11 protein-coding genes are annotated in these 10,904 nt (G+C 53.4%); 2 read left to right on the top strand and 9 right to left on the bottom strand.

The annotated features are described in order from the left end of the window. The 8 genes from R6U41_RS11005 to R6U41_RS10970 form a co-directional block, all read right to left on the bottom strand. Positions 1 to 253 (bottom strand): iron-sulfur cluster assembly scaffold protein (locus tag R6U41_RS11005; protein ID WP_410269888.1); only part of this gene is annotated, 253 nt, incomplete at its 3' end. A 168-nt stretch (positions 254 to 421) separates the two neighbouring features. Then, on the bottom strand, positions 422 to 829 hold the full coding sequence (tmcA, locus tag R6U41_RS11000) for an acidic tetraheme cytochrome c3 TmcA (protein ID WP_410269887.1): 408 nt from the start codon (positions 827 to 829) through the stop codon (positions 422 to 424). A gap of 8 nt (positions 830 to 837) precedes the next feature. After that, positions 838 to 2,181 carry an electron transfer complex ferredoxin TmcB gene (gene tmcB / locus R6U41_RS10995; protein ID WP_410269886.1) on the bottom strand — a complete coding sequence of 448 codons (1,344 nt, stop codon included), beginning with the start codon at positions 2,179 to 2,181 and terminating at the stop codon, positions 838 to 840. A gap of 38 nt (positions 2,182 to 2,219) precedes the next feature. Then, a complete protein-coding gene (gene tmcC / locus R6U41_RS10990) occupies positions 2,220 to 2,879 on the bottom strand; it encodes a TmcC family electron transfer complex membrane anchor subunit (protein WP_410269885.1) in 660 nt (219 codons plus the stop codon). After that, entirely contained in the window at positions 2,872 to 4,176 is a 1,305-nt protein-coding gene (gene tmcD, locus R6U41_RS10985; protein WP_410269884.1) for an electron transfer complex subunit TmcD, read from the bottom strand. Before tmcD ends, tmcC begins: the two co-directional genes overlap by 8 nt. A 166-nt stretch (positions 4,177 to 4,342) precedes the next feature. After that, the gene (locus tag R6U41_RS10980) at positions 4,343 to 5,029 is read right to left on the bottom strand and encodes a DUF1614 domain-containing protein (protein WP_410269883.1); all 687 of its coding nucleotides are present in this window, start codon (positions 5,027 to 5,029) and stop codon (positions 4,343 to 4,345) included. A 4-nt stretch (positions 5,030 to 5,033) separates the two neighbouring features. After that, positions 5,034 to 6,194 carry a pyridoxal phosphate-dependent aminotransferase gene (locus R6U41_RS10975; protein WP_410269882.1) on the bottom strand — a complete coding sequence of 387 codons (1,161 nt, stop codon included), beginning with the start codon at positions 6,192 to 6,194 and terminating at the stop codon, positions 5,034 to 5,036. A 6-nt stretch (positions 6,195 to 6,200) separates the two neighbouring features. Continuing rightward, on the bottom strand, positions 6,201 to 7,994 hold the full coding sequence (locus R6U41_RS10970) for an AMP-dependent synthetase/ligase (RefSeq protein WP_410269881.1): 1,794 nt from the start codon (positions 7,992 to 7,994) through the stop codon (positions 6,201 to 6,203). Positions 7,995 to 8,746: 752 nt separating this feature from the next. Between R6U41_RS10970 and R6U41_RS10965 the strand changes: the two genes are divergently transcribed. Further along, the gene (locus R6U41_RS10965; RefSeq protein WP_410269880.1) at positions 8,747 to 9,118 is read left to right on the top strand and encodes a hypothetical protein; all 372 of its coding nucleotides are present in this window, start codon (positions 8,747 to 8,749) and stop codon (positions 9,116 to 9,118) included. A gap of 68 nt (positions 9,119 to 9,186) precedes the next feature. On the opposite strand, the gene R6U41_RS10960 is transcribed toward R6U41_RS10965, so the two are convergent. Next, the gene (locus R6U41_RS10960; protein WP_410269889.1) at positions 9,187 to 9,468 is read right to left on the bottom strand and encodes an EamA family transporter; all 282 of its coding nucleotides are present in this window, start codon (positions 9,466 to 9,468) and stop codon (positions 9,187 to 9,189) included. Between the two features lie 840 nt (positions 9,469 to 10,308). Between R6U41_RS10960 and R6U41_RS10955 the strand changes: the two genes are divergently transcribed. Next, on the top strand, positions 10,309 to 10,904 hold a 596-nt coding region (locus R6U41_RS10955), incomplete at its 3' end, for an Arm DNA-binding domain-containing protein (protein ID WP_410269879.1).

The raw sequence follows: 10,904 nt of genomic DNA, 5'->3' as shown, positions 1-10,904 counted from the left end.
GTTTCCGGCCATGGACCATGCGGCCGATGGTATTGGCGCATGCCCGGGTATTGATGCATCCGTCGATCTGAAAGGAAATTTCCTGGATGCGGCCCTGGTCAACGGACAAAAATACTTCAACGGTGTCACCGCAGTCGCCGGTGTTTTTTCCGTAGCCGTCCGGCCTGGTCGGGCGTTCCAGGTAGTCCGGGCAAAAAGCCATTTCCAGAAAGGCCTCAGAGTGGTCACTGAAAAAATCAAATTCCTTTTCCATGAATCGGGTTCCTGCGTTGCTGTGGATTGATTTGCATTTCTGCGGCCGCCCAAACAATCTGTTTTCATTTGTTGGGGCGGCCGGGGGCCTTGCATTTGTCAAAAAATCTTTATAACAAATTTTTGACACTTTGCAAGCACGGGCAGGAAAAGGAAAACCGGTTGCAGGCTATTTTGCGGGGGTATTTTGCCGGCTGTGGCACTGGGCACACTGGACCGGCCCGGCGCTTTTTTCCAGGTGGCAGGTTTTGCACATCCGATGATAGGCCCGGGTCAGTTCCATGGGGCTGTTGTTTTCGGACAGATGGCAATCTGAGCATTCCATGCCCACCGACATCTGGCCTTCGCGTTTTTCACCGTTTTCATAAACATGGTGGCACACGGCGCAATCATAGATTTCCGCTTTCTGGTTGTGCACATCATGTTCAAAGGTCACCACGGGCCGGGTGCGTTTTTCAAATCCGCTGTCCTCCACAGTGGTGACATGGCCCTGGGCAAAAACTGCGGCAGCGGTGAACAAAAGGGCGATCAAAGCCAGACGGGCCGAACGGAAAGCTGTTTTATGCCGGGACTGCATAAGCCTTGTTATTCCTTTTTCATGCATTCGTAGATGATGTCTCCCAGAAATTTAAGCTCCAGGCCGAGTTCGTAATGGTGAATAATGTCTTCAAGACCGCCGTGGCAGTTGTGGCAAGGCGCAATCACCACCTCTGCTCCCTTGTCCCGGGCTGCAGCCAGTTGCTCGGCCTTGACCCGGTTGCTTTCCACCCGCTTGTTTTTAAAGGGCGGACCGCAGTTGATCACCCCGCCGCCGGCACCGCAGCAGAAATTGTGCTCCCGGTTGGGCTCCAGTTCGATAAAGGTGCTGCAGGTTTCATTGATCACATACCTGGACTCATCGCCAAGGCCGCGGCCCCGGACGATGTTGCATGGATCGTGGAAGGTCACGGGCCGGTCAAATTTTTCCGGAATTTCAATGCGTTTTTCCCGAAGGATTTCGGCATAGAACTCAATGGCATGAACCATGGGCAGCGGGGGCATTTTCCAGCCGAGTGTCCGGTTGCCCACATCATAGACAGACCGGAATGCATGACCGCATTCACCCATGACAATACGCTTGGCTTTCAAATCCATGGCGGCCTCAAAGTGGACCTTTTTCAGCCGTGCGGTCATCTCCATGTCTCCGGTGAACATGCACATATCACTGTTGTCCCATCCCGGCGCAGACGGCACGGTCCAGTCGGCTCCGGCCATATGGAAGATCACGGCCATCTGGTAGATGAGCTGGGCCCGGAACTTGGGCTCCGGGCCGATGAGCGAGTAGAAGATATCCGCGCCTTTTTTGTCAATGGGGATGCGCAAATCCGGGATTTCATCCCGGGCTTCTTCTTCCTGCCACTGAAGGGTGTCGATCCATTCGTCATCGCGCACCCACATCTGGTTAAAAGTCGAAGCGTGGCTGTGGGCTGTGTCCTGTATGTACTGGGGAACCACGCCGAGCTGGTGGCAGCCCCTGCGGACAAACAGCATCAGGTAAGCCACATCAATGCCAAAAGGGCAGTAGATTACGCATCTGCGGCAGAGGTTGCATTCGGTAAAAACCGTTTCACAGGCTTGCTTGACAAAATCCACATCCAGCTTGGCTTTTTTGTTCAAAATCCGGGAGACGGTCTGTTTGACCTTGCCTGCCGGCGAAAGCCGCGGATCACCGTCTTTGGACAAAAAGTGATGGCAGGCATCGCTGCACAGACCGCAGTGTACGCATGCATTTGTGTAAGCTCTCAGGCGTGCTCCGCCTTCTGATTCAACCAGGGCGTCAAAGACTTTCCGGATTTTTTCCGGTGTCAGCTGGCTGGCGCCCTTTTCAATGCCGGTATCGTATATGCCGTTTTTGTTGTTTGCCGGGTCTTTCTGGTTTTTTTGGTTCATATTCTTTCACCTGATAGGTCGATTGGCTTTTTTAAGGGCTACCAGTCACGGGACCGGCGCAAACCGCCGAATTCCGAGCCGGCATATGCGCGGGTAAACGGCCACAGGGCCATATGAAACAGCCGGGTAAAGGGCAGGCACAGCAGCACCAGCTCGCCGCTGAGCATGTGAAGGATGCCCGCGATTTCATATCCGTACAATTGGTGATAAGTCCAGAAGCCGGTGACAAAAGGGGCGGCAACCAGCGCGATCAGCACAAAATCGCCAGGGGTGCTCAAATATCGTACATTTTCCTGCACAATCCGGCGGATCAGGAAAAACAGGCATCCCAGGATCACCAGCACGGTCATCACATCCGCGGCCGGATCCGGCAGGTGCCACCATGACACGTTCCAGGACTCCATGACCAGAATCACGTGGGCTGCGGCAAACAGCGGCGTGACAATCAGGCAGGTGTGGAATACAAACGCCACAATAGTGATGACCGGATGGGCCCGCATGCCGGTGCTGGCAAAGGGGATGATCCAGTGGAGAATCGAACGCAGGGCGTAATAAAGGCTGAAATACTGGTAAACTACAGGGTCTTTTTTCCGGGCGGTTATGGCCAGGTGGGCCAGCCGGCCGATCATGCCGGCGGCAAAACCCAGAATCGCTATCCAGACAAAAATTCCGCTGGCAAGCTTGTATAACTCATGCATGCCCGGGCCTCCTTTCCGACAGGGCCGGAGAATCCACATTCAGCACGATCCGGCAGTAGTGGCCGCCCCGGCTTTGGGGCAGAACGGCCCTGAGCAGAAGTTTGCGGCTGTCCGGGCTGAAAACCGGCTGCCAGGCATCGGCAAATGTTATGTCAATGGGCCGGCCGTTTAGCAGGATGGTGAATCGGCCGTTTTTTTCCACTTTGGCCGCTGCATGGGCGCCGTCCGGGCTGAAAACCGGCTGCCAGGCCATGTCCTGGCCCGTGTCCCATATCTGGTCGTCAACTGCAACGTACCATTTGCCCTCGGTTTTGCCAACGCAGCCCACCCGATCGCCTGCAGGGCTGAATACCGCGTCGGTGACCAGTTCGGTAAACCGGATTTTCCAGGGACGGTCGTCGACGGTAATGGTCCATTTGCCGTATTCCGGGGCGGTGATGGCAGCAATGCGGGAACCGTCAGGGCTGTACATGTGGTGCCAGAGCTGCACGTATTTGGGGTCCCACAATATTTCATCGTTTTTGGCAAGCCCCCATCCGCCGGCCATGCGTACCGGTGCGGTCACGGAATGGTCCCGGGGGTGAAACCGGGGGGCCCATACACCGGCATAGCGTTTTTTCCATGCCTGGTCATCCACGGCAATGGTGTAATCATAAAGGCTGGTGCGCAGTTCAGCGGCCAGGTGGGCGCCGTTTCCGGAAAAGGCAAGCTCCCAGATATTGACATAATGATTTTCCCAGGGCTTTCCGTTTATTGCCACGGTAAATCCGCTTTCCTGGAATTTTTCAATATCAGCTTCCGGCAGCCAGGTGTCCTGGACCACAGCGGCTGCGGTTTTTCCGTCCGGACTGACAGTGAGATGGGTCAGGGCGAAAAATTCGTTTTCCCACGGCACGTCGTTGGTCAGCGCCCGGTAGCGAAGCTCCTTTTGGGCGGCAACTGTAATGTGCGGGGCGTTTTTGGCAAAGCAGGGCTTCCAGACAAATTCATACCAGTTTTCCCAGGCCGTGCCGTCAATAGCCACGCTCCACATGGCCATGTCCGAGACCAGGGCCAGGGCCCGCTGATCCGGGGTAAAGCACAGATGCCAGAGCTTATCGTATTGGTTCTCCCAAAGGGTGCCGTTGACGCAGACCGTAAAGGTCTCATCTTCTGTTTTGACAATGGCGGCAATTTTTTCCCCGTCACCACTGACATAGGGTTCTTCCATGTATGAAAAGCGATCGCGCCAGGCGGGAAAATCGCCGATTGTTCGTTGACCAGGCGTCCAGTCCCATTCTTCTTGTTGCTCATGCATTGGTTTCTCTCCGGATATTGCCAGATCATTTTGTTAAAGCGGCTACTAGAGTAGCGTATTTGCAACGGAGAATCAACCCCCGGTGTGAAAAATGTTCATTAAAAAGTCACCTGTTTACTGTCCGGCCCCAGGTTATGCTGTCTGCGACATTTCAAAATTTTCAGGGTCAGGCCAGCAGGGTGGCCAGAAGGCCGGATAAGACGATGCCGTCAAACGTGCCTGCCCCTCCGATGCTGGCCACGCCGGTGTTGAGTTTTTCGATCTCTTTTAAATGAAGCAGGTCCGCACCGATCAGCGGGCCGAGCACGCCGGCGCAGAACGCGATGGGCGGCGCCAGTTCCCGGTAAAGCAGAAGCGCGCACGCCGCCGCTGCAATGGCCGGCACCAAGGCGGGCATGGCAATGCCCACATTGGCAACAGGCCGGGCTGTATGATAGCAGATAAAGACGTTTATGCCCACGGCTGTCAGGGCAAGTCCCAGCACCCCCGGTCCGTGTCCGGCGATGCGGAAAAGTTCGTATGCGGCAATGGCGCATGGAATCACGCAGCCGCCAACGTTGACCGCCAGCACGGTATGCTGCTGCCGGCAGGTTTGGTCTGCAAAAAAACGCTGCAGGCCGAAAAACCGGCATGAGGACGCATCAAAAGGCTGATTTCTTTCAATCCGCCGGACCGGGATGTTGATCATGCCGCCGATAAATATGCCCATGGCCGCCAGCAGGGTCACGCGGGGGCTTAATCCAAGCCGGCCCAGTGCGGTGATCATTACATCGGCAAGAAACAAGGGAAACAGAACCACAAATACCGCAAAAAGAAAAAGGGGCAGACATCCCTGGGTGTTTCCGGATTGCATGGTTTTATCTCCCTGCCAGATAATCTTTTAAGCGCCTGAGGGCCAGCTCGATGTTTGGGCGGCTGTTGCAGTAGGAAAACCGCAGAAATCCGTGGCCGCCCGGCCCGAAATCCCGCCCGGGGGTGACGGCCACCCCGGTTTTTTCCAGAATGTCAAAGGCCAGGCGGTAGTCGTCGGCATCAATATGGGCGCAGCTGGTAAATATATAAAAGGCGCCTTTGGGCTCCACGGCAATGGGAAACCCCAGTTCCCTAAGCCCCTGGACCAGCAACTGTCTTCGGGTGTCGTAGATTTGTCGCATTCGCGCAACTTCATCCCATCCGTTTTGGAGGGCCGCAATGCCGGCCCACTGGGCTACAGACGGCGCGCATATGGCGAAATTCTGGTGCATTTTCTGCAAGGGGCGGATAAAATGCGGCGGGGCAATCAGATAGCCCAGCCGCCAGCCGCACATGGCGTAGCGCTTGGAAAAGCCGTCGAGCACAAAGGCATTGTCCGTATATTCCAGGATGGAATGCTCCTGTCCCTCGTAGACCAGGCCGTGGTAGATCTCATCGCTGATTACGTAGGGGCCGCCCGGATTTCCCGGGGCCATTTCAGCAACAGCCGCCAGCAGGGCAGGGGGCATCACCTGGCCGGTGGGGTTGGCGGGGCTGTTGATGAAAATGGCGCGGGTATTGGCGTCCATGGCCGCCCTGATTTCATCCGCCCGGAACTGGAAGCCTTCCCGGGCGCGGACCGGAATCCGGACCGGCACGCCGCCGGCAAATTCAATAAAGTTGTCATAACAGGCATAATGGGGATCCGAGAGGATCACCCGCTGGCCATCTTCGAGCAGGGCGGAAAAAAGCAGGAGCATGGCCGCGCTGGTGCCTGCGGTCACCAACACCCGGGCCGGGTCCACTTCCACGCCGTAGCGCTTCCGGTAGTTTTCGGCAATGGCGCAGCGCAGCTCCATAATGCCCATGGAATGGGTATAATGGGTTTCTCCGCGGGCCATGGCCGCAGCGGCGGCCTTTGTCATCACCTCCGGGGTGGCAAAGTCGGGTTCGCCCACTTCCAGGTGGATAATTTCGCGTCCTGCGGCGGCCAGTTCCTGGGCTCGCTCCAGCACATCCATCACAATAAAGGCCGGAATCCGGCCAGCCCTTTGGCTTACACCCATGGGTCCTTATCCATACATGTTTTCGATTTCGCTCTGGTAATTTTTGATCACTTCCTTGCGCTTGAGCTTCATGGTCTGGGTGAGCATCCCGTTTTCCACTGTGAAATCTTCGGTGAGGAATTTGAATTTTTTGGGAATTTCATAGCCCCCAAAGGTTTTTTTCAAATGGCGGGTGATTTCATTTTCAATCATTTCCGTAAAGGCCGGGTTGGCAATCAGATCCTCAGGAGCCGCTGATGCGCCGTTTTTGTCAGCCCAGCGGGCGGCTGCCTCAAAATCCGGCACCACCAGACAGACGTTATACGGCTTTCCTTCTCCGTAGATCGTTGCATTGGCCACGGGCGCAAGCAGTTTGATCTCCTCTTCAAGAACGGCCGGAAATACGTATTTTCCGTTGGAAAGCTTGTACTGCTCCTTGATCCGGCCGGTGATCCACAAAAAGCCGTCCTGATCAAACATGCCCCGATCCCCGGTGCGAAATCCCCCGTCGGCCATGATGACCTCTTTTGTGGCCTCGGGCTGGTTGTGGTAGCCTCTCATCACATTGGGGCCGTAGACCACGATTTCTCCGTCCTCGGCGTCTTCTTCAACCACGGACTTGTCAATGACCAGCTCCTGGCCTTCGAGCACCTTGCCCACACTGCCGATTCTCCATGCGCTGCTGCAGTTCATGGAAACGGCCGGTGCGGTTTCGGTCAAGCCGTAGCAGTCGTAAATGGGAATGCCAATGTCATAGAAAAACAGAGCGATTTCCTTGTTCATGGCCGCGCTGGCAGTCAGGGCGCCTGTGACCCGGCCGCCCATGGCCTCGCGGACCTTGGACAACACGGCCTTGTCAAAAAACCTGTGCTTGATGTTGAGCCACAGGCCGGGGGACCGGCCCTGTTCGACCAGTTCGTTTCGCTGCCGGGCAATTTGGCAGGCTTTGTCAAACAATGCTTTTTTTGTCTCTCCGGCATCTGTCATTTTGGCCTGGATGCCGTCATAAATTTTGTTGAAAACCCTGGGCACGGATACCAGGTATGTGGGCCGAACCAGGCGCAGGTCATCGCCAAGGGTCTTCACATCTCTCATAAAACCCAAAGACCCCCCGAACTGAATCCAGTTGTTGAGCTCGCCGCTCAAAGCATAGGAGTGGGCCCAGGGAAGCATGGACAGTCCCACCTGGTTTTCAGTGAGTTCCGGGTAAATGCGGTAGCCGGCCCTGGAGCAATAGGTCAGGTTGCCGTGGGACAAAAGCACACCCTTGGGCGCACCCGTGGTCCCGGAGGTGTAGATCAGCACGGCAATATCGTCTGGATCGGGAATCAGGGCTTCGGCCGGATTGGCCGCACCGTCGTTTTCCAGGGCGGCAAGGCTGTTTTCCCCATCTGAATCAATAAGATATATGTTTTCCAGGCCCGGAATTTCTTCAGGGAAATGTTTGACCTTCTCATAAACCTCCGGCGAGGAGACCAGCAGAAACTTCAGCCCGCTGTCTGCGATAATGTATTTCCATGTGGCCACCAGCTCCTTTTCATACATGGGGATATACCTGGCTTTTCTGCCGTAAGTGGCAAAGGCCAGCACAGCCCACTCCGGCCGGTTGGCGGCGATGATGCCCACCGAATCGCCGGGCTCCACTCCGAGCCGTGCCAGCCCGCCGCGGGCATTGTTGATGCGCCGGCCGATTTCCCCGTAAGACATCGAATCCAGTCCGCCGGCACCATTATGCACCCAGAACAGGATATTGTCCCTGAATTTCTTTTCGCTTTCCTGCCACCACTCAACCAGGTTGTCCGGTTTTTCATATGTCCACATATTCACCCCGATTTTTTAATTATTGAACAGGTTGTCAGTGTGATGATCACCATGACAATTTTTTGGGAAAACAGGATGTATCGCACAAATTGACCGGGAAATCAATTCGTAAACCGTTTGGAAAATAAATTTCGGTCTTCAGGTCATGCAGGGAAGCAGTATTGCGGATTGGCTGGATCTGGAAAACGGCGGATTCAAGCTGCAAAACCAGTTTCCAATATATCTATCCCTGCTCAATCGCCTCCCTCACTTTAACCGCAAGATCTTTTACCGATCTTTCTTCAAGGTGACTGCGCAACTGTTTGACCTGTAAATCCGCCTCAATCTGTTTTCCTGCATTTTATAAACCATGTGCAGGATTTCTTTACGCGTCATGGAATCCAGGGCTGGCGGCTTTATGGCCCGGGCCTTTTTCTCGGCCTGGTCCCGGATTTGGGCGGCATCGGGGAACCCGGCTTTATTGGCCCGGAAGCGGGTCGTTCCGGTATTATCCCTTTTATTTATCATGCTTTCTCCAGGGCATGGGAAAACCCGCAGAGTATTGCGGTATTGCCCATAATTTTTTGCATCCCACCTTAAAATAACCTTATATACTTTTCGGATGTTTTGACAAAAAATAAAACGCATTACCGGTATTTTGGCTAAAAGCTTATAATGCGCCGGTTGGATGATCTCAATGGTTTCCTCTGTTCTTAATTGACAACAATGTTTATTTTTTGCATATTTCTAAAACTAAAAATGGAGGATAGGGGATGCATACCGTTCGGGCTGACGTGGACAAAAACAGAATTTACATAACAGTCGGTAAAATCAAAGATGAAGCCGAGATGCAAGCTTTTGTTGATAAAGCCAAATCCGAATGCGAGAAGCTGGCAGACGGGTTTACATGTTTGACGGATCTGCGAAGTTATGAATATCAGGATGAAATTTTTGAGAAATATATAAAAGAAATACAGGAAGCCTTCTTAGCCCGAAGTATGTCAAAGGTTGTAAGGGTACATCGGTGGTCCGGACTTTTGGGTCATATGCAATTTGATTATGTATCCCTTGACTTAGGTTACAGCGGCAAAAATGTCACAAGTATCGAGGAGGCCGAAAGGATTCTGGATGGTGAAGAAGGATAAAAGATCTGATTCATCATCATAGGACGATTAAGAGCAATCGTTTGCAGATATCGATTTGAGCACTACAATTATTGCCGCTGCACCACTATCACGCCTGCTGCCACTATAATCAGACCGATGACGTCTGTTGACTGAAGCCTATCGCCGAATGCAACCCATGCCATTATCATGGTTACCGGCGGCCCCAAATAAAAAAGGCTTGCCACAAGGGCAACAATGCCCGCAGGCACACCCTGTTGCAATGAAAAGAGCACGCAGCCCAACCATACACCATGGGCCAGAAACCCCACAAGCAATGCAATGGCGGCATCGTAAAAGCCCGGCCAACGCAGCCGGCCGCTTAGCGTCAGGTAAATTAGTGCCCGAACGAAAACCAGGATTTTTCGTTAAGGTCCAGGACGGCGAAAATTTTAACCGCAGGAATACTCGACGTATTTTGAGGATTAAAATTTGAGCCGGACGCAGAGATTGGCGGAAAAGACGGTTTTCGTTCAGGCACAAATTAGAAGAATGCATGTCAGCGCCTAGTAACGCCAAAACAGAAGGGTAAAGGGCCCGGTAAACGGCAGACCATATTCCGCACCGATGAATCCCGAGTTCCAGAGCAGGATGAAACCGGCTGCCAGATATGCCGTAGAGGAAACCATAACGCGGTAAAAAGCCCTCCGGACCAAGAATTTTAAACCAGCCGTATCGATATTCCGACTGCAACCCGGTATTGGGTATATCCGCCGGGCTGATGGTGCTTATGCCGACCTTAATTTGGGCAATAGGCATTTAAACGGGCTGAAAATTTGCCGGCACCGCCGGATTTGCTTATTGTGTAACATATTTTGATGCCACCGGTTGCGCCCTATGGGGTGTCGTGTCGTGAGGGTTAATCACGGCAAAGGCTGTCCAAAGTGCGCGAAAGGCCGGGTGGTTTTCATCCGGCCTTTTTGTTTTTGGCACAAATTGCCTTTTTGAAAGTCCTACCTTCTGAAAACTGGTGCCCCCGGCAGGAATCGAACCTGCGGCACATGGATTAGGAATCCAAACCCCCCGGCTTTCACCTGCTTACATTTTGTTTAATGTTGTATTATAATCCTTGACATTATGGGCGCTTCCGGTTATATAAAATCCAATTACCTTTTATGGAATTTAATTTTTTCTGCTTACAAATCGGTTACAACTTTCAAAGGGGGTTAAAAATGGGCGTCAAGTTAACCAAAGCCACCGTGGATAAACTTTCTTTGCCTGAAAAGGGGCAAGCCTTTGTTTGGGACAGCAAGCTTTCAGGCTTTGGGATTCGCCTCACACCGACACGAAAAACATTTATAGCACAGGCCCGCGTCAATGGGAAATCCCGCCGGGTTACTTTGGGTGTTTATGGAATAATAACAGCAGATAAGGCCCGCGACAAGGCTTTAAAGATTTTAGGGGAAATGGCCGAAGGTAAAGACCCGCTCGAAGAAAAAAATAAAAAGAAAACCGCGAAGGCCACCTTGCGGGAAGTCGCGGACCTTTACATGGACCTGAAGCGAACCAAAAAGGGGCACCCATTGAAACAGGCCACAAAGAACGATATTGACCGGCATATAAAAACCACCTTTGCCGACTGGAAAGACAAGCCCCTTGCCAGTATCACCCGCGATATGGTGAATAAACGATACCAGGAAGCCCTAAAGACCAGTGAGGCGCAAGCTGTCCAGGGCTTCCGTATCCTGCGGGCAATTTATAACTGGCAGCGCAACAACACGAAGGACAAAAGCGGAAACCCGACCATGCCGGAAAACCCCTGCATGGC

The organism is Desulfosalsimonas sp., from assembly GCF_046483245.1.
Lineage (GTDB): Bacteria > Desulfobacterota > Desulfobacteria > Desulfobacterales > Desulfosalsimonadaceae > Desulfosalsimonas.
The sequence above is the reverse complement of the archived record's forward strand: the minus strand, read 5'-3'. Positions and strand labels throughout refer to the sequence as shown.